Consider the following 18592-nt stretch of genomic DNA (forward strand, 5'->3'; position numbering starts at 1 on the left):
CAGTCCTATTGGGAGCAAAAATAGGGGATAATTGACCCCATGACCGTCGAGCTTGCGGAAATCGCAGACTTCCTCAGCCACACCCGCCCCTTTTCGGACCTCACCGATGAAGAGCGCGCGACTATCCCACCGCTTTTGACCATGCGCTATGCCCGTCGTGGTACGGAGATTATCCGGGCGGGTGCGGACAACAACAGCTGTTTCATTATTCGCTCCGGCATGGTGGATCTCTTTGACCCAGCTGGCACGCTGTTGGACAGGCGAGATGTGGGAGATCATTTCGGCTATTCGACGCTGCTGAGCAGTGACCCCTCGCTGTACACGATGACGGCAGTGGAGGACTGCGTATTCCTGGTGATCTCCAAGGAGGTTTTTGACCAGCTCAATGAGCAGTTCGTAGAGGTCCGGCGCTATTACGGCGGTGAGAACGCGCGCATTCGCGCAGTGGCATCGAAGCTGCGGAGTGCTGCGGCATCGGAGTCGTTGCGCACACGGGTTGCGGACCTGATGGAGACGTCGCTGGTGACCTGCAGCGCTGATGCGACAGTACAAGAGGCGGCGCAGATTATGACGGAGCGGAATGTCTCTAGTCTGCTCGTGATGGAGTCTGCAGGCGCCAACCAGAGCCCGCTCGTCGGCATCATCACTGACCGCGACCTCCGCCGTAGAGTGCTGGCAGAAGCCAAGCCGGCGGAGAGTCTCGTAAGCGAAGTGATGACCGGGAACCCGGAAACTATCAGTCCCGACCTGCTGGTCTTCGAGGCCATGCTGCTGATGGCTGAGCGTGGTTACCATCATCTGCCGGTGCACGACGGGACGAGAGTGGTCGGCATGATTGTCATTGGAGACCTCCTGCGCAGTCTGCACACCGATCCCGTGTACGCGACGGCGACGCTGGCGCGCAAGAGTGATATCTCCGAGATTGCGGAGATTGCTCAGAACGCGCGGCGGATTGTGGGCCGGTTTATTGACCGAGGTGATTCGGGGGAAGAGGTCGCCAAGCTGCTGACTGCCGTGGCCGATGCTGTCACCCGACGCCTGGTCGCGCTTGCTGAGGAAAAGCTCGGGCCTCCACCAGTCAGCTACGCGTTTGCGGTGCTGGGCTCGCATGGTCGCGGAGAGATGGGGCTCGCGTCCGATCAGGACAATGCGCTGGTTCTCGCCGACGATTACGACGCCGACTCTCACGCCGACTATTTCGCCGCGCTTAGCGACGAGATTTGCACCAACCTCGACCGAGTTGGTTATCCGCTCTGTCCAGGGGACATGATGGCCAGCAATCCTGCGTGGCGGATGACCAAGTCGCAGTGGCTGCGCACTTTCCACGGGTGGATTACCGCACCGGAGGCGGAGGCGCTTTTGCACGCACAGACTTTCTTCGACATGCGAGCGGTAGCGGGCGACGTGCAACTGGTAGAGAGTCTTCGTGCGGCCTACCTGCCGCTGGCTCAGGGGTCGCAGCGCCTGCACGCGCACTTGGCCAAGCTCGCGGCCTGGCGGGAGCCACCGCTCGGCTTCTTCCGTGGACTGGTGTTGGAAAAGGGTGGCGAGCACGCAGAGACCCTGGACATCAAGAAGGGAGGAACTGCTGCTGTGGTACAGATGGCACGCCTATTTACTGTGGCAGCCGGTCTGCCGCAGCTGTCGACGCGTGAGCGTTTGGCGGCGAGTGCGGGTGCCGGAAGCGTGAGCCGCCAGGGTGCGCAGGATCTGGCGGATGCGTTCGAGTTCTTGTGCACGGTGCAGCTTCATCACCAGCAGGCCCAGTTCAACGCGGGCGAGCAGCCGAATAACCACATCTACCCGAAGCGCCTCTCCAGCCTGGAACGAGAACACCTGCGCGATGCGTTTGGAGTTATCCGCAAGTTGCAGCAGAGCCTCGGGGCGAGGTATCCCATCCGGGCGATGTCGTAGTTTAGCTGTGTGAGCACGCAATGTTGAAGTTTTTCAAACCCCGCAAAAAACTCCTGGACGCACCTATCCGCGACAATGCTTGGCTCGCGGTTGATGTGGAAACTACCGGTCTGGATCCTTCCAAAGATCAGCTGCTTTCCATCGGTTGGGTTGCGGTGGAAGGCCGCGACATCGTGCTGGAAGAATCGGGACACCTTCTCATTCGCCCAGAGCGCGAGGAGGTGAGCGTCGGCGAGTCGGCGACGGTGCATGGGCTTACCGACGACATGGTCGCAACCGGGGTAGAGGCAGAGGTGGCCGTCGGCAAGCTGTTAGAAGCTCTACGGGGACGGAAGCTGCTGGCGCACTACGCGCGGATGGAAGTTGGTTTCCTAGATCCGTTGTGTCGGAAGTACTTCGATGCGCGTTTTGATGTGCCGGTGGCGGACACTATGACACGTGAGTACGACGCGATTCTGCGGGCCAACCGTGAGCCGGTCCGTGATGAGCTGCGGTTGTGGTCACTGTGCGACAAGTACGGCATTCCCCGTTTTAAGGCCCATCACGCGTTCAACGATGCGCTGGCTTGTGCGCTGGTGTGGCTTGCGCAGGAGTCGCGTGGGGTTTAAAGCACAGAGTTTAGAACGCAGAGTTTAGAGAGTGGGGGTCGTTGCATAATTATCGCAATGTGACGTGTACCCTATTTTTATGCGTATTGCTCGAATCGCCCACCCAGAGGGCATGTGCTTCGCGCTCGTTGAGGGCGAAGGCAATGAAGTTACTTTGCACGAAATCGAAGGGCACCCTTTCGGTCAGCTGAATAAGACAGGCCGTTCCTGGCCGCTTGCCGACGTACGTCTGCTCGCCCCAATGCTGCCGTCGAAGGTCATCGCTATTGGTCGTAACTACGCTGACCACGTCGCCGAGGTGTTCAAGAAGTCGGCAGAATCGCTGCCGCCGACGATGTTCATTAAGCCGCCGACGGCCGTCATTGGTCCGGAAGCGCCGATTCGCATTCCGGATTTCGCCACCAACGTCGAGTTCGAGGGCGAGCTGGCACTGGTTATTGGTAAGCCGTGCAAGAACGTCAAGAAGGAAAACGCTCACGATGTGATCTTCGGATACACCATCGTCAATGATGTTTCTTCCCGTGACCTGCAGTTTGCCGATGGTCAGTGGGCGCGCGCAAAGGGCATCGATACTTTCTGTCCGCTTGGTCCGTGGATCCAGGCGGAGCTGGACTACAACGAGCTGCCGATTAAGGCGCACCTGACTCACGAGGGTGTTACCGAGACCAAGCAGGACTCCAACTCCAACCAGATGATTATGTCCATCCCGGAAATCATCGAGTTCATCACTGCCTCGATTACGCTGCTGCCGGGTGATGTCATCTGCACCGGCTCCCCGGCCGGTACCGCTGCGATGTTCCCGGGTGACCGCATCGAGATTGAGATTCCGGGTATCGGCAAGCTGGCCAACCCTGTGGAGCGGGCTTAAGCGCCCTTAACTCCAAAAGCGCGGAGCGCAGTGCCCATCTTGGCGCTGGTCTCTGTGACTTCTTCTTCTGGGTCGGAGTGCGACACAATGCCGCCTCCGGCCCATAGCCGTGCCACGGACCCCTCAGTGTCGATCTCGGCACAGCGAATGGAGACCACGAACTCGCCGTCGCCATTCTCATCGCACCAGCCGACAGCGCCCGAGTAGAAGCCGCGGTTGGTCTCTACGGCCTGAATAACGCCGAAGGCGGATTCCGTCGGCGTGCCACAAATGGCTGGTGTCGGGTGCACCACCAGCGCCAAATCCAGCGCGGACAGCGACGGATCCTTCAACCGACCGCGGATATGCGTGGCCAAGTGCCACATCTCGGCGGTGCTCATCAGCTCGGGGCTGTCCGGAACATCCAGCGAACTGCACAGTGGCGCCAAGTTGTCGGCGATGTCGTCGACGACGAAGGCATGCTCGTCCAGGTTCTTGCGCGAGTCCGCTAAACGACGAGCCGACGCTCGGTCCACCTCTTCATTCCGGGACCTCGGCAGCGACCCGGCCAAGGGAAATGCCTCAACGATGTCGCCCGTACGGCGGACCAGCATCTCCGGGGACGAACCGATGAGCAACTTGCCCTCATAATCGGAACCGGCGGGGGAGAGATCCACGACAAAGCCATCGCGGTTGGGGGATCCGTCGATAAGCCGCGATGCGAGTAGGAGCGGGTCAATCGGGGGATCGATTTCGAGTTCCACAGCGCGCGCGAGCACGACCTTTTCCAGCGCCGAGTACTCGATTGTGCGGATGGCTGCGGCGATGCGCTCAGCGTGCTCGTCGAGCGGGGGATCGTAAGCGACGATGTTGGCGTGGGGCTTCGGTGCGTTCCAACGGTAGTGCGCGGGTGGCTCCAGCGGCTGCGAGGAGCGGATGACTTCCCGGGGAACGGTCAGGGCGGCGGGCTTGTCCAAGTCGAAGGGCAATGCGCCGACCACCATCTTGTGAATGCCCGAGTGCAGTCCCTCGGCCGCGAGCCAGGGGTCGGAAAGCTGCTCTTTAATACCTTGCGTGCGGATGGAGCCGTGTGCCCGGGAGAGCAAAAAATCCGGAGCGGTGGTCGGGCGGGACGTATCCCAGCGCGTCGAACGCTTCGGAGTCGCTGCAGGGTCGTTCGACGGGTGAGAATTCTCCGGCTTCTCTTCTTCGTTTCCGCCGCCCAGAGAGGGGTGGTTTTCCATGGACATAGCCCTAACCCGCCTCCTCAATCTAAACCCAGTTGTGCTCCAGTTTAAGGGGCAGGCTAACCCCTACCCAAAAAGGGCATACCCGCAGCGGTAATCGTCAGATGATCAATGACTGCACTCGCCGGCAGATTCGCGGCGTAGAGGAAGGTCTCCGCAGCCTGCTTGGCATCGAACATTGGCTCGCTGCCTGTGAACGTCCCCAACAGGTCAGTCTGCGCATTGCCAATGTCAATGCGCGTTGCCGTAATGCCATACTCGCGTCCGTCCAGGGCAAGCACATGGGTCATTCCGGCAAGCGCGCTTTTCGACGTCGCGTACGCCGCCGTATGGGCTCTCGGCACCTGCGCCGCGATAGAGCAGTTGACCAGGATTCGGCCGCCTGCTTGATCCGTCTTCCCCTTGCGCCCCGCCTTCATCCGCGCGAACGCCTCGCGTGCGCATAGGTATGAGCCGACCACATTCGTATCGATGACCGCGCGAAAGTCCTCAATGTCGGTCTCTCCGAACTCTGCGGGCGTGCCGGGCAGCCCCGCATTGAGCACCGCAACATCAATGGTTCCCGTAGCCACCTGCGCGTCCTCAAACATCGCACGGACCTGCTCGGGGTCAGTGATGTCACACTTGGAGTAAGTGATGTTGTCCGCTTCGGCGGCAACGGCCTCGAGCGCGTCGATACGCCTGCCGCAGATATGCACGTGCCAGCCATCGGCGGCGAAAGCCAGAGCAATTTCGCGACCAATGCCCGCGCCGCCACCAGTTACTACTACCGTTTTGGTCATGAGCACTATTATTAACTGTTCTACGGTCTACGTACACATGTCCCCGCACGACGCCGTCAACGCCGCGCGTGACGACGGCTACGCGGCCGTGGAATTCTGGTGGCCATTTGACCTCGCAGTGCCCGCACCCGATGAGGTTTCCGGTTTTTGCGACCTCTTTGACGACAGCCTCGGTCTTTATGCCATGAATCTGTGGGGAGGGGACATGGCAGCGGGGCAGCGAGGAGTGCTCGATACGGATGGGCTGCCCGCGGGGCATCTGGAGGCAGTGAGCCAGATTGCGCGGGCCACTGGGCTGAAATGCTCGAACGTGCTGCTGGGGCGCTCGGGGGAGCTGACCGATTTGCAGGTGCAAAGACTGACTGAGATTACTGCCCAGCTGGAGCTCAGTGGTGTTCGCGCGTTGATTGAGCCACTGTCCGGGATGAGTGATTATCCCATTACAGATCCGTGGCAAGCCGAGGAGTTAGCTCAACAGACTGGTGCTGGTGTGCTTGCGGACTTTTACCATTTTGCGGCTAATGGCGTCGACGTGGATGCTTGGCTCACTGATGTGGAGACTGGAAGAGTGAGCCTGCCGGCGCACGTCCAGATTGCCGATTTCCCAGGCCGCGGCGCGCCGGGCACCGGTGAGGCACCACTGCGCAGCTGGGTTGAGCGGCTGCGCGCCGCCGGATACGCCGGCGAAGTGGCCGGGGAGTGGGCTCTGTAACCCTATGCAAACCCTATGCATGCCTGCAGGTGGGAGGGCGGGTATCGTGGGAAAGCATGTCAGATGTTCGCGTACGCTTTTGCCCGTCGCCAACCGGTACCCCGCACGTTGGCCTCATCCGCACCGCCCTGTTCAACTGGGCATATGCCCGTCACACTGGTGGCAAGCTGGTCTTCCGCATCGAAGATACCGATGCCGCTCGCGACTCCGAAGAGTCTTATCAGGCAATCATCGAAGCCCTGAATTGGCTCGGTATTGACTGGGACGAGGGCATCGATGTCGGCGGTCCGCACGGCCCGTACCGCCAGTCGCAGCGCAAGGACATCTACGCCGATGTATTGCAGCGTCTCATTGACGCCGGTGAAGCGTACGAGGCCTTTTCCACCGCTGAAGAGGTTGAGGAGCGCCACAAGGCCGCCGGCCGTGACCCGAAGCTGGGCTACGACAACTATGACCGCAACCTCACCGAGGAGCAGAAGGAAGCCTTCCGTGCAGAGGGGCGCAAGCCGGTGATTCGCCTGCGTATGCCGGACGAGGACATTGTCTTCGATGACCTCGTTCGCGGTCGTATCGAGTTCAAGGCCGGCCTGGTTCCGGACTTCGTTATTGCCCGCTCCAACGGTGAACCGCTCTACACCCTGGTTAACCCGGTCGATGACGCTCTGATGGAGATCACTCACGTCCTGCGTGGTGAGGATCTGCTGCCATCGACGCCGCGCCAGATCGCTCTCTACGAGTCGCTGAAGCGCATCGGTGTCGCCAAGTTCACCCCGGAGTTCGGTCACCTGCCGTTCGTTATGGGCGAGGGTAATAAGAAGCTGTCCAAGCGTGACCCGCAGTCCAATCTCTTCATCCACCGCGATAACGGTTTCATCCGCGAGGGTCTGCTGAACTACCTGGCACTGCTGGGGTGGTCTATGGACGGCGACCAGGACATCTTCACGATGGACGAGATGGTCAAGGCCTTCGATATCCACGATGTGCTGTCCAACCCGGCTCGCTTCGATCAGAAGAAGGCCGACGCTATCAACGCGGACCACATCCGCATGCTCGATCCGAAGGACTTCGAGCAGCGTCTGCGCACGTACCTGGAAAGCCACTTTGACTTCCCGGCCGACTACCCGGCGGATAAGTTCGCTTTCCTGGCAACGCTGCTGCAGACCCGTGTGAAGACGCTTTCCGACGCCTGGGACCTCTCGAAGTTCCTGGTTGTGGAAGAGGACGAGTTCACCTTCGATGAGCGCTCGGCACGCCGTAACTTCAAGGAAGACGCCGTCGCTGTCCTGGAGGCCACCATTGCAGCTGTGGAGCCGCTCAGCGAAGAGGACTTCGTCACCGAGAAGCTTGAAGCTGCACTTCAGAAGGCCCTCATCGAGGACCTGGAGCTGAAGCCACGCAAGGCTTTTGGCCCGGTGCGCGTGGCCGTGACTGGCGCTCAGGTATCGCCGCCGCTGTTCGAGTCCATGGAGCTGCTTGGTCGCAGCCGCAGCCTGGGCCGACTGCGCAAGGCGCTCGAGGTCACTCCTTTTACTGCTGCTCAGTAAAGAGCGCGAGCTGGGCTGAGCGAAGCAGGTTCGTGTAAGAGCCCGCTTCTTTGCCCACCTTCTGCGGGTCGCGGTTCAGCATATTCATGGAGGTTTCGCGGTAGTCCTTGACCAGCGACCCCATGTGGTTGTTGAAGAACTCGTGCCAGTCGGTTCCCCAGTGGACCGTGCCGTCCTCGTTTCGCTTGAGTAGTGCGGCAAAGGCGTACACGAGGGGGTAGATGAACCCGTCTGGAATCGCGTAGCCGATGGGCTGGCGGTAGAACTTCGAGTACTTCTGTGGAGTCTTGCCAGTTCGCGGATTCTTCTTATTGGCCTTGTCAACAGCATCAATGCCGCCGAATTTACCGCCGCTCTTGTTGTAGAGATCGGGTAGCTCTGCGTTGATGCGCTCGAAAATATCGATGAAGTCACGCGTGAGGTTCAATGCGCTGCGGACCTTCTCGTTGTAGAGAACGACCTCTTCGGTGCGCTCATTGATGCTTTCAGTGCTGGGCTTAGTGACCTCCGGTGAGCTCATGACATCCTCGAAGCGGTCAAGCAGCTTGGCCTTGCCGGAGTAGAGGCTGGTGGGGGTCGGTGCTTCAATCTGCTTCCCGTCGGCATCCTTCGGCAGGTCAATACAAGACAGCGGAATCCACGCCATAGCGATGACATCGCCCACCTTTAGTCGACCAGTATCGTTGGTGCGCCACTGCACGTTGTCGCTAATTCCCTGAGGCAGGGCATGCTTCAGATCGTCAAAGTAGCCGGCGCGATTGAGCTTTGCTTCCGCCTTGAGCTCCGCATTGTTGTTGCGGGCGGCACAGATATCGAGCAGTGCATCGGAGAAGTCCTGCACAGTGTCCTCGTCCCGAGCACCGGGCACGAGTACCTCTACCGGAACACGGGCATCGAGCTCGGTGAGGCTTTCGTCGGCAAGCAATTCCTCAATTTCTTCCGTACGCTCCGACCAGACCTCCTTCATTTCGGACCACGTCTTGATTTTGCGGCTAGGTGGTGGAGTGAGCTTGCCCAGAACGAACAGTGCGATAGCCAGCGAGTTGTGACCGCCGTCGAGGATGCCTTCGATGCGACGGTTGCTGAAGGTGAAGCGGTAGAGATTGTCTTCACTGGTGAACTGAGTGGAGGCCAGGAGCACACCCTTGGACTTGTAGGCGAAGAGCTCCGGCGTGGTGTCGATGGTTTCCATGATGGCATCGGTGATGCGGCCGGTGCGGGACACGCGTGGGTTGGCGTCGAGGTTGAGGGCCGAGATGATTTTCGCGAACTGACGGATAGTGACAGTGCCGATGACGCGACCGATGGTGCCGTTCATTTGCTCCGTGATGTCGGAGAACTCCAGCTCGAGCGTGATGGGGGCGGTTGTTGCCGTCGTTGTTGGGGAAGTCATGGTGCCTGCCTTTCAGGTCTGGTTTTTTGGTGTGTGTCGGCTGTTTACCAGCCGCTTCACCACGAAGTGTCTCCTGAAGGGCGGATAAGCTTTGAGCTGCGATCGAATGGGCTTTCGATCTGGGACTGCGTTAGTTATATGCACTGCATTAGTTATGCATTAGTTATGCGCACTGCTGAGGTGGACTGTGGGGAACTCGCGAATTTAAACGAGCCTTTGACCAGGTGATTTGCTCTTGTTAGCGCGAATTGGCTATATTATTCCTCGTTGCGTTCAGCAGCGATGGCCTATGGTGTAATTGGCAACACTACGGTTTCTGGTACCGTCATTCTAGGTTCGAGTCCTGGTAGGCCAGCAGTGAAGAAGTTCATTGTTGAATGTATTCACTAACTGCAAAGTTCTAAGCCCCGTTCGTCTAGCGGCCTAGGACGCCGCCCTCTCACGGCGGTAACACGGGTTCAAATCCCGTACGGGGTACAAAGACAGCGTGAAAGCGCCAGTCTTTATTGGCCTATGGTGTAATTGGCAACACTACGGTTTCTGGTACCGTCATTCTAGGTTCGAGTCCTGGTAGGCCAGCGGAATTCGCTCACTCAGTTGAGTTGGATTCAGTTCTAAGCCCCGTTCGTCTAGCGGCCTAGGACGCCGCCCTCTCACGGCGGTAACACGGGTTCAAATCCCGTACGGGGTACAAAGTTACTCCCCAGTCAGTCGGCTGGGGAGTTTTTGTTTTTTTAAGCATCGAGGCGACTATGACCAGGGGCGACTATGACCAGTGAACGTTTCGCACGACTGAAGCTTCTCCTAGGGGCGGAGGGGCTAGAAACGTTGGCTGAATCTACCGTCATGGTTGTCGGACTCGGAGGCGTGGGGTCGAGTTGTGCCGAAGCTCTCGCCCGAGGCGGCGTGGGCAACCTCATCTTGATCGACGGCGATGTCGTAGAGCCGAGCAATCTCAACCGTCAGGCGCTGGCTTTTGTCTCCACAATTGGCCGGGTCAAAGCCGAGGTTATGGAGGCGATGGTTGCCGATATCAACCCGGATTGTACGACCTATGCCCGGCAGATTTTTCTTACACGCGAAAACCTGGCGGAGGCCTTCGAGCAGTTCCCGCGTCCGGATTACATCATCGACGCTATCGACGATGTCACCGGCAAGATTGAGATCGCGCGGTGGTGCGCGGAAAATCGCATCCACCTCATTTCCGCTATGGGTGGCGGAAATAAGCTCGACCCAGCTCGGCTAACCTTCTCAAAGATCAATAAGACTAAGGTCTGTCCGCTGGCGAAGGTCGTCCGTCAGGTGTGTATCCGCCGACGCATTCGCGGTCTTGAGGTGCTGTACTCATCCGAAGAGCCAGTGAGAATTGCGGACAAGGGCAGCGGTACCAAGGCGGAAACCCTCGGTACCATGAGCTACATACCGCCAATCATGGGGCAGATGCTGGCCGGAAAGGTCATTCGCCGTCTGCTCGGGTTCGAGGAAACCCCGCTGGCCCCGCGCATCGGCGGTCCGGCCGACGAAAACCAGCCACCAACGGAAAAATGATGCGGCTCATCGATACCCACTTTCACTACGATTTCCTGCCACCGGCTTCGCGCGAGTGCTTCAAAGCCGGTATTGCGCAGGAAGGCGTGGAGATCATCGCGCAGACAGTCCGCCCCTCCGGATTTGTCGAGCTAGAGCGCGAAAATCTCCCCATGGCCGCAGTTGGCTATCACCCGTGGTATATCGACGGCAACTACGAGCGCGAGCTTGAGATATTTCGCGAGGCCCTTCCACGCACCCGTTTCGTCGGTGAGATTGGCTTGGACTTTGCGCCCCGCAGGCTTGACGACGTTCCCGCCGAGACCCAAATCCACGTCTTCACAAGCATTCTCGATGCTGTCCGAGCCTCGAGCCAGCCGCATATTCTGTCCATTCACACAGTCCGCAGCGCCGATAGAGTGCTTGATCTGCTGGAACCACGCTTGGACTCCGACAAAGGGGTAGGGCTCGGTCAGAATCTCGTGCCCATCTTTCACCGTTTCGGTGGCACCAGCGATGAGCTGACCAGGCTTATCCGAGCCGGTGGCTACATCTCCGTCAATCCGCTCATGTTGCGGACCAAACGCGGACGGGCCTATGTGTCGCAGGTGCCCGTCGGTAGGCTTTTGCTGGAAACTGACCTTCCGCACGAGCCTGGAAGCGGCTACGCGGCGGAGGTGGTTTCTGCAGAGGTCGTCGCGGCCTTGCGGGACACTGTCGCCGAAGTTGCGGCGCTGCGAAGAATGGATGAAGCGGAGCTTAAAAACGCACTAGCAAAAAATGTGGAAGCACTTGGAATTTAGCGCCTTGACCGGGCGATTTGCAGTTACTATCCACGTCTAGTGTATTGTTTAACAAGTCCGCAGCGCGCGGATGAAAGTTCTAAGCCCCGTTCGTCTAGCGGCCTAGGACGCCGCCCTCTCACGGCGGTAACACGGGTTCAAATCCCGTACGGGGTACAAAGATATATAGACAAGAGCCTTCACTCGTAATCGAGTGGAGGCTTTTGTCTTGCTGCTCACCCCTCCACCGCGGCACTGGATTTCCACAGTCCTAGTATCGAAACTATGAAACATTCAAAACTCGTTTGTATTGGTCTCGGTCACGTCGGTTCGTATGTCCTGACATATGCCATGGAATCCGGGCTGTTCGCTGAGATCGCCACGATTGACACGGCACCAGGCGTCGCGCATGGCGAGGCTCTGGACCAATCCCAGTCCACTGGTGTTCCCGGCACGGACTATGTCAATGTGCATGCTGGCGACTACAGCGATTGCGCCGACGCGGATATGATTATCGTCGCTGCTGGTGCGTCCATTCTCCCTGATCCGGACGACCCGGATTCCCGTCCGGACCGTGCCGGATTAGCCAAGCTCAGCGGGGAAGTGGTTCGCGATGTCATGCCGGGAATCGTGAAGCATACGCACGATGCGATTGTCCTCTTTATTACTAATCCGCTCGATGCGGTGGTGCACTTGGCACATACCGAGTTCGATTACCCCGCGGAAAAGCTCTTTGGCACCGGCACGATGCTAGATTCGGCCCGACTGCGGTGGGTAGTTGCCAAGCAGCTGGGAATTGACCCAAAGTCAGTGACTGGCTACATGATGGGTGAGCATGGGCTTACTGCCGTACCGATTTTGTCCACGCTGAACGTGCAAGGTGTGAGGTGGACAGAACTGGAAAAATGGCATGGCACGCAGTTGCCTTCACCGCAAGAAATTCAAGATGCCGTAGTCGGGGCAGCTTACGATGTTCTCAATGCCAAGGGCTGGACTAATGCTGGTGTTGCACGCTCCGCTTTGGAAATTGCCCGCGCGGTGATGCTGGATCAAAACAGCGTCCACCCGGTGTGTACACGCTTGGATGGTGAATACGGGTTGACGGATGTCTCGCTGTCGATGCCAGCGGTGATCGGCCGAGGTGGAATCATTCGTCGTATGCCGCCACAGCTAAACAGCTGGGAGCTGGAGCGGTTGCGTGAATCTGCTCAGTACATCTTGAGCACCGTCGAGAACATGTAGAAGAAATTATGTAGATTCCACTTTTACCGAAATAACACGGGGAAGTACTTTGCGCTCCTAAAATATTGGCATGAATTCGGCCAAGTCCACCTACGTTCCGGAGCTGACCAGCATCCGAGCCATCGGCGCGTTCGGCGTCCTGCTCACGCATGCCGCGTTTTGGACGGGCAATTACACCGGCGATTGGTGGGGGCGCCTCAACGGTCGATTCGAAATTGGCGTCACCATCTTCTTCGTGCTCAGTGCGGTTCTGCTCACAGGGCGCTGGCTCGGTTCGCCTGACGACGTCCCCGCGAACCGACCGGACTTGCGGAAGTATTTCACCAGCCGTGCGAAGAGAGTCCTGCCGGCCTACTGGATTGTGGTCACTGCGGCCTTTCTCATTCACACCGCAGACGACCCACCACCATCTGGTGGAGGGCTACAGGGCTGGTTGCGCACGATGTCGTTTACCCAGACGCTCCAATTCGGCTGGATTCACCCGGGCTTGCCGCAGATGTGGTCGATGGTGGTGGAAGTCGGCTTCTACTTGGTATTGCCGCTGGTGGGGCTTGGCATCTGGACGATCACAAAGGGGCGGCTACGGCCTGGTCCAACGTTGGCCATTATTATTGGTTTTGGCCTCATTGGGCCGGTCTGGACTGTGCTATCGCACCAGGAAAACCTGCTGCCGGTGGTGGCACGGCTGTGGCCGATGGCGTATTTCGACTGGTTCGCCATCGGTATGCTGCTGGCCTACGGTCGAAAGGTCAGATGGCGCGTTAATCTGGCCGCCAGCTGGTTGATAGCTCTGGTGCTGTTCGTTCTATCCACTACTACGCATGTGGGGCCGGCTACCTTGGTGCCAGATGATGTTGACCAGGCTTTGTGGAAGACCACGCTGTATGGCTTGTCCGCAGGCGCATTCGTGGCCCCGATTGCGCTGGGTACGGAGGTAAGGTGGCTTCGTCATCCAGCCTTGATGTGGTTGGGGGAGGTCTCCTACGAGTTCTTCCTCGTCCACGTGTTGGTCATGGACTGGGTAATGAGCTTGATGGGTTATCAGACCTTCCAGGGGTCGATGTTGGCAGTGGCAATTGTCACCACTGCCATCGCCCTGCCATTGTCGTGGCTGCTGCGCCGCATCACTGATGTACTAACGCGGAGGCCAGGGCCTGAGAGCCCGTGGGCTGCCTACTGATCGTCGTCGTCAAGCGGGCCGAGCTCAGCAACGAGCACTTCCTGCGCGACCTTCATTGCGGACAGTGCAGCTGGTGCGCCGCAGTAACCGGAAGCGTGGACAATGGCTTCGGTGATTTCGGTGCGGGTCAGACCGTTGGCGAGGGCACCCTTGATGTGGCCGCGCAGTTCCTCGGTGGCTCGCAGGGCCACGAGCATTCCAATGTTGAGCAGGGAGCGATCACGCTTGGCCAGCCCTTCGCGGCTCCAGACAGAACCCCAGACTGTGGCGGTGATGTGCTTCTGCAGGGTCTCTCCGTCGGAGCCGGCGTTGCGAGAGAGGGCGGCATCGACGAATTCGTCGCCCATTACCTCGCGGCGGATTTGGATACCGGCATCGTAGCGGTCGGAGGAAAAGAGTTCATCATTGGGATTGCTCATGCTTGCTAAGTATAGGACTAGCAATGCGGATAAATTCCGAAATGTCCCCACTAGCTTTACTGCCACGACGCATAACCACGCTGAGGTTGCGAGTAAAAACGGTGTCGGTGGGGACGATGACGATGCGCCCGAGCGTTACCTGATCGCGAATTGCGCCGCGGGCGATGATTGTCGGCGCTGCCAGCGCAATCATGCCAGCGCGCTGTGCCGAAAGGGAGCCAAATTCTCCGGCGGGTTCGGTGAGAGTGCCCAGTGCATCTTCCACCACCTGTCGGCTGCCGGAACCCGGTTCGCGAATAACGAGTGGCGTCGCGCGCAGTTCCTCGGCGGATATCTCGGCCCGCTCAGCCCACAAATGCCCAGTCGGCACGGCGAGGACCAGTTCGTCGGTGCCGATGATTCGTTCTTCGAGGTCGTGTCGACCAGCCTCGCCCTCTACCAGGCCGAAGTCCACCGCACTGTCGGCTACTAGTTGCCGCACCTCACGGGAGTTTGCCTGCACCATCGAAAGTTTGACTGCGGGATGTTGCCGGTGGAACTCGGCGGCCCAGCCGGGGTAGTAGAGCTCAGCGACAGTGTTGGACACCGCAAGGGTGAGGTGGCGGGGAACATTGTCGGAACGCAAGCTGGCGGCAATGCCCGAAAATCTGTGGCAGGCGGCGAGGAGATCTGGGAGGGCGTCGATAAGCACTTGCCCTTTTTCTGTAGGTGAGACGCCGTAAGGGGAGCGTTCGAAGACGGTGATTCCCAGCGTTCTTTCCGCCCGTGCGATGCGTGCGGACATGGTCTGCTGGTTGGTGCCGAGCTCACGCGCGGCCTTCGAGATCGACCCCGCACGGGCGACGGTGAAAAGTGCTTCGAGTTCGGCCACAGCGGAGGGGTACATGCATCAATGGTACCCCTCACAGAGTTTCGTGATAGCTGTGACTGCAGCAAGAACAAATACGGTATGGGCATGACCAACTCTCCTCGCAGTGATGTGCTTGCGCCCGCCGGGCCTGCGTGGGCAGGATCGCTGATGGGCACCTCCATCTTCGCCACGCTTACGCACATTCATGATGTGCCGGTGGTTCCGGAACTGCTTCTCGTCGTGGCAGGTGGCATTCTCGGTTTCATAGTGGTCGGTTGGTTGCGATTTCGAAACCCGGCTTTTCACTCGAAGTTGCAGGCGCCGTGGGGCATGTTCGCGATGGGTATTATGGCCCTCGGTAGTGCCGCAAGCTCGTTGTTTAACGATTCTGTGTGGCAGCTGGCGTCCTGGTGGATTGGCGCGCCGCTGGCAATCTACGTCAGTCTTCGTCAACTGCGAGGATTCGAAGGCGAGCCGACTTTTCAGTGGGGCCTTGCACTGGTCGCCCCGATGGTGGCGGCGACAAGCGGCGCGCAGCTGAGCGTTGACTACGGCACGTTCTATCAGGTCTGCGCACAAATACTCTTCTGTATGGCGCTGATTACGGTTCTGCCGGTTTTCGTACGCTGCTACGTCGCGCTGTTCTCCGGCACCATGCGTATCCCCGATTCCATCGCCGGTACTGCCTGGATTCCGCTCGGATTGGTCGGTCAGTCCACGGCCGCTGCCCAGCTGCTTTTCAACCGAACCTTCGCTGTCGCTTACGGTACCACCGTGCTCATTGTCGGTGTCTTCCTCGCCGCCATTGCTTTACGACGATTCACCCGCGCCGTAATCCGTTGGGCGGGATACAGCCCTGGTTGGTGGGGTGCAACCTTCCCCGTGGGCACTCTGAGTCTTGGTACGCACAACCTGGGTGACACTATCGGCGCGCAGTGGCTGTACGCCGTTAGTGCCGGACTGCTGTGTCTATTGGCTGTGCACTGGGTAGCGTGCGTGGCTCGATTTGGTTGGTGGATGCGAGAGCAGGCTGCACAGGTTTAGAGTTCAACGTGTTAAACTCCCCTTAATGAAACTGATTGGCAAGAAGGGGAGAATGGGCGATTCCGCGATAGTGCGCTTGCGTGATGTCGATGTATCAGCTGGCGAACAGAACGTACTCCACATCGACAAACTTGATATTTTCCCGAAGGACATTGTCGCGGTGATGGGGCAGTCAGGATCGGGAAAGACGTCGTTTCTTCGCACATTAAGTCAACAAGGTCTGCGGACCAGCTTTATTATGCAAGACACTTTGGCGTGCCTTAATCCTCTTGTGCGCTGCGATCGGCAAGTGCGAATTCTTGCGCACGACAGTGGTTTCGATGCGCTCGAGGCCTGCGGTATCTCCCGAGAACAGGCTCATCGATATCCCATGGAGCTCTCCGGAGGTCAGCGTCAGCGTGTCGCAATTGCGGCGGCGCTGGCGATGAAACCGTCGCCTTCGCTGCTGCTTGCCGACGAACCTACTTCCTCGCTGGACCCGATTGCGACTCTTGAGGTAGTAGACGCTCTGCGGAAGCTACATGAGCGCACGCAAACAGCCATTGTTATTGCCACCCACGACGAGGGAGTAGCACGAAAGATCGCTACACGAATCCTCTATTTGGAAAGTGGCACTGTGGAAGAGCGAGTCTGCGCATGATCAGTATCGATGGAGTTACTTGCAAAGGCAGGCTCCTCGATGTCACTCTCACGATTCCGCAGGGAAGCGTGGTTGGCATCATGGGGAGATCAGGAGCGGGCAAAAGTAGCCTAATCAGTCTCCTGACAGGCCAGTTGTGTCCTGACAGCGGCACAGTCACGATGGCACAGGGGCCAATTGGCTATATTCCGCAGAACCCAGACGCCACGCTATTGCCACATCGGCCGGTAATCGACAGCATTTGTGAGTTCGCAACTGGGGATGTTCGAGCGATGCTGGAATCTCTGGGGCTCGACCCGGAATTTGCATATCGACGACCCCACGAGCTCTCTGGCGGTCAGCGCCAGCGAATGGCAATTGCACGTGCGCTCATTGGCAAACCGGAACTGATCATTGCCGATGAGGCGTTTTCCGCTCTGGACCGGGATACCGCTTCCATGTTGGAGGAGGTCCTCCTCGGTACTGAAGCGACGGTACTGCTGGTGTCTCATGACATAAACAGCTTGTTGCGACTGTGTAATCACATAATCGTCATGTCAGCAGGGGAAGCGGTCTATAGCGGCCCGGTTGGAGAGCTAGATAAAACCGATATTCCTGAAGTTGTTGAGCTCCTGTCGGCTGCAGAGGAGCTAGCGTCGTGAAGCAGTTGCCCAAAAAGATTCAAGCACTGTTGATTACGCAGCTTCTTTTCAACATCGGCTTTTACCTCGTTGTCCCGTTCATTGCCGTGGAGCTCTCGAACAACTTAGGGGCCAGCGGTGCCGTGGTGGGGCTGGTACTTGGTGTACGAACCTTTAGCCAACAGGGAATGTTCTTCCTCGGCGGCGGACTTGCCGATAGTTTCGGGGCAATCAAAGTGTTGCTCGTTGGAGTTGCGCTTCGCGTTGTAGGTTTCCTGGTAACTGGACTGGCAACCTCCGTGCCAATTATGTTCGTTGGCGTTGTCCTTATTGGCTTTGCGGCCGCACTGTTCTCGCCTGCAGTTGAATCCTTGCTGGCCGGTGGGGGTGCCGAACTCGAGAAACAAGGAGTGTGTACACGGGCACGACTCTTTGCTCTTGACGAAAGCTATTCCCGTTTGGGCTCGCTCACTGGCCCTGTGATTGGTGCGCTGTTGATCCCAATCGGTTTTTCAGCTGTTTCCTTTGCCGGTGCAGCCATCTTTACCGGCATCTTTGTGATGCATCTGCTGTTAGCGCGGAGATGGGAAGGCGTGCATTCAGCTGGTGGCAGTATGACTGCCGCGTGGGGGCGAATCCTTCGCAATCGAGCGTTCATTGTGTTTGCGGTGTTCTACTCGACCTATTTGCTCGCCTATAACCAGCAGTATTTGGCTCTTCCTGTAGAACTGCGTCGTGCCACAGGCAGCGATGAGTGTCTGAGCTGGTTTTTCGTCATCTCAGCGGTATTCGTTATCGGGCTGCAAACCACCGTGACCAGATGGGCCGAAAAACTGCCTTTAGGGGTTGCCATTGGTGGCGGTTTTGGCCTGATGGCCTTTGCCTTCGCCATCATTGCGGTCTGCGCACCTATCCGCATGGAGGGATGGTGGGCCTTAGCCCCGGCAGTGACAATGCTGTTAGTGATGCATCTCGGAATGATGATTGCAGTTCCGATAGCCAAAGACCTCGTTGGAAAACTAACCGGAAACAAGGACCTCGGTTCTGCTTACGGTTTTCTGAACAGCTTCGGTGGACTCGCCGTTTTAGTGGGGTCGATTGCGGTTGGCGCCACCTTGGATTGGGCCGAGACCCCACAGTTGTTGGCAGCAGCGCCGTGGGCAATCATGACCGTTCTATTGCTGATATCGGCCGTGGGCCTAACCAAACTGAGACAGCAGCACTAGACCGCAGCACTAGTC

At 58.5% G+C, this 18592-nt stretch carries 18 protein-coding genes and 5 tRNA genes; 18 read left to right on the top strand and 5 right to left on the bottom strand.

The annotated features are described in order from the left end of the window. Positions 1 to 39 precede the first annotated feature (39 nt). The 3 genes from NQ014_RS01500 (at position 40) to NQ014_RS01510 (ending at position 3390) form a co-directional block, all read left to right on the top strand. Positions 40 to 1914, top strand: coding sequence for a DUF294 nucleotidyltransferase-like domain-containing protein (locus NQ014_RS01500; protein WP_257073232.1), 1875 nt, complete (start codon positions 40 to 42; stop codon positions 1912 to 1914). A 20-nt stretch (positions 1915 to 1934) separates the two neighbouring features. After that, positions 1935 to 2522, top strand: a complete 588-nt coding sequence (locus NQ014_RS01505; RefSeq protein WP_048735364.1) for a 3'-5' exonuclease — start codon at positions 1935 to 1937, stop codon at positions 2520 to 2522. 79 nt (positions 2523 to 2601) lie between these two features. Next, positions 2602 to 3390: a fumarylacetoacetate hydrolase family protein gene (locus NQ014_RS01510; RefSeq protein ID WP_257073234.1), complete on the top strand. Its 789-nt coding sequence runs from the start codon at positions 2602 to 2604 to the stop codon at positions 3388 to 3390. Here the strand turns inward: NQ014_RS01510 and NQ014_RS01515 are convergent. Further along, complete coding sequence (locus NQ014_RS01515; protein WP_257073235.1) at positions 3387 to 4619, bottom strand: isochorismate synthase MenF; 1233 nt, start codon at positions 4617 to 4619, stop codon at positions 3387 to 3389. The two genes, NQ014_RS01510 and NQ014_RS01515, sit on opposite strands and share 4 nt — an antisense overlap. Positions 4620 to 4675: 56 nt before the next feature. Next, entirely contained in the window at positions 4676 to 5398 is a 723-nt protein-coding gene (locus tag NQ014_RS01520) for an SDR family oxidoreductase (protein WP_257073236.1), read from the bottom strand. Between NQ014_RS01520 and NQ014_RS01525 the strand changes: the two genes are divergently transcribed. Both NQ014_RS01525 and gltX read left to right on the top strand, forming a co-directional pair. After that, entirely contained in the window at positions 5397 to 6110 is a 714-nt protein-coding gene (locus NQ014_RS01525) for a TIM barrel protein (RefSeq protein WP_257073237.1), read from the top strand. The genes NQ014_RS01520 and NQ014_RS01525 overlap by 2 nt on opposite strands. Before the next feature lie 56 nt (positions 6111 to 6166). Then, the gene (gene gltX / locus NQ014_RS01530; RefSeq protein WP_069358802.1) at positions 6167 to 7654 is read left to right on the top strand and encodes a glutamate--tRNA ligase; all 1488 of its coding nucleotides are present in this window, start codon (positions 6167 to 6169) and stop codon (positions 7652 to 7654) included. Here gltX and NQ014_RS01535 read toward each other — a convergent pair. After that, positions 7638 to 9047: a hypothetical protein gene (locus NQ014_RS01535; RefSeq protein WP_246819689.1), complete on the bottom strand. Its 1410-nt coding sequence runs from the start codon at positions 9045 to 9047 to the stop codon at positions 7638 to 7640. The genes gltX and NQ014_RS01535 overlap by 17 nt on opposite strands. A 283-nt stretch (positions 9048 to 9330) precedes the next feature. Here NQ014_RS01535 and NQ014_RS01540 point away from each other — a divergent pair. The 9 genes from NQ014_RS01540 to NQ014_RS01580 all read left to right on the top strand — a co-directional run bounded on the left by NQ014_RS01540 (position 9331) and on the right by NQ014_RS01580 (position 13778). Beyond that, positions 9331 to 9402 (top strand) — tRNA-Gln (locus NQ014_RS01540). Positions 9403 to 9451: 49 nt separating this feature from the next. Then, positions 9452 to 9524, top strand: a tRNA-Glu gene (locus NQ014_RS01545). A gap of 30 nt (positions 9525 to 9554) precedes the next feature. Next, positions 9555 to 9626 (top strand) — tRNA-Gln (locus tag NQ014_RS01550). 39 nt (positions 9627 to 9665) lie between these two features. Then, a tRNA-Glu gene (locus tag NQ014_RS01555) sits at positions 9666 to 9738 on the top strand. Positions 9739 to 9815: 77 nt separating this feature from the next. Beyond that, positions 9816 to 10595 carry a tRNA threonylcarbamoyladenosine dehydratase gene (locus NQ014_RS01560; RefSeq protein WP_257073241.1) on the top strand — a complete coding sequence of 260 codons (780 nt, stop codon included), beginning with the start codon at positions 9816 to 9818 and terminating at the stop codon, positions 10593 to 10595. Beyond that, entirely contained in the window at positions 10592 to 11377 is a 786-nt protein-coding gene (locus NQ014_RS01565) for a TatD family hydrolase (RefSeq protein ID WP_257073242.1), read from the top strand. The genes NQ014_RS01560 and NQ014_RS01565 overlap by 4 nt, the downstream gene beginning before the upstream one ends. An 83-nt stretch (positions 11378 to 11460) precedes the next feature. Continuing rightward, positions 11461 to 11533 (top strand) — tRNA-Glu (locus NQ014_RS01570). A gap of 108 nt (positions 11534 to 11641) precedes the next feature. Continuing rightward, positions 11642 to 12598 (top strand): L-lactate dehydrogenase, encoded by a 957-nt coding sequence (locus NQ014_RS01575; protein WP_070439677.1) that lies wholly within the window; start codon positions 11642 to 11644, stop codon positions 12596 to 12598. Between the two features lie 70 nt (positions 12599 to 12668). After that, positions 12669 to 13778: an acyltransferase gene (locus NQ014_RS01580; RefSeq protein ID WP_257073246.1), complete on the top strand. Its 1110-nt coding sequence runs from the start codon at positions 12669 to 12671 to the stop codon at positions 13776 to 13778. On the opposite strand, the gene NQ014_RS01585 is transcribed toward NQ014_RS01580, so the two are convergent. Both NQ014_RS01585 and NQ014_RS01590 read right to left on the bottom strand, forming a co-directional pair. Continuing rightward, on the bottom strand, positions 13772 to 14197 hold the full coding sequence (locus tag NQ014_RS01585; protein ID WP_070549654.1) for a carboxymuconolactone decarboxylase family protein: 426 nt from the start codon (positions 14195 to 14197) through the stop codon (positions 13772 to 13774). The two genes, NQ014_RS01580 and NQ014_RS01585, sit on opposite strands and share 7 nt — an antisense overlap. Then, complete coding sequence (locus NQ014_RS01590) at positions 14181 to 15083, bottom strand: LysR family transcriptional regulator (protein WP_257073247.1); 903 nt, start codon at positions 15081 to 15083, stop codon at positions 14181 to 14183. The genes NQ014_RS01585 and NQ014_RS01590 overlap by 17 nt, the downstream gene beginning before the upstream one ends. Positions 15084 to 15152: 69 nt before the next feature. Here NQ014_RS01590 and NQ014_RS01595 point away from each other — a divergent pair, with 69 nt between their 5' ends. From NQ014_RS01595 to NQ014_RS01610, 4 genes are read left to right on the top strand one after another with little or no spacing between them, the layout of a single operon-like run. Beyond that, entirely contained in the window at positions 15153 to 16091 is a 939-nt protein-coding gene (locus NQ014_RS01595) for a TDT family transporter (RefSeq protein ID WP_257073249.1), read from the top strand. A 52-nt stretch (positions 16092 to 16143) separates the two neighbouring features. Beyond that, positions 16144 to 16731, top strand: coding sequence for an ATP-binding cassette domain-containing protein (locus NQ014_RS01600; protein WP_373467692.1), 588 nt, complete (start codon positions 16144 to 16146; stop codon positions 16729 to 16731). Further along, complete coding sequence (locus NQ014_RS01605) at positions 16728 to 17372, top strand: ABC transporter ATP-binding protein (protein WP_048735418.1); 645 nt, start codon at positions 16728 to 16730, stop codon at positions 17370 to 17372. The genes NQ014_RS01600 and NQ014_RS01605 overlap by 4 nt, the downstream gene beginning before the upstream one ends. Further along, positions 17369 to 18577 (top strand): MFS transporter, encoded by a 1209-nt coding sequence (locus tag NQ014_RS01610; RefSeq protein WP_257073254.1) that lies wholly within the window; start codon positions 17369 to 17371, stop codon positions 18575 to 18577. The genes NQ014_RS01605 and NQ014_RS01610 overlap by 4 nt, the downstream gene beginning before the upstream one ends. The last annotated feature ends 15 nt before the right edge of the window (positions 18578 to 18592 follow it).

The organism is Corynebacterium sp. 5QC2CO, from assembly GCF_024580435.1.
GTDB classification, from domain to species: domain Bacteria; phylum Actinomycetota; class Actinomycetes; order Mycobacteriales; family Mycobacteriaceae; genus Corynebacterium; species Corynebacterium jeikeium_D.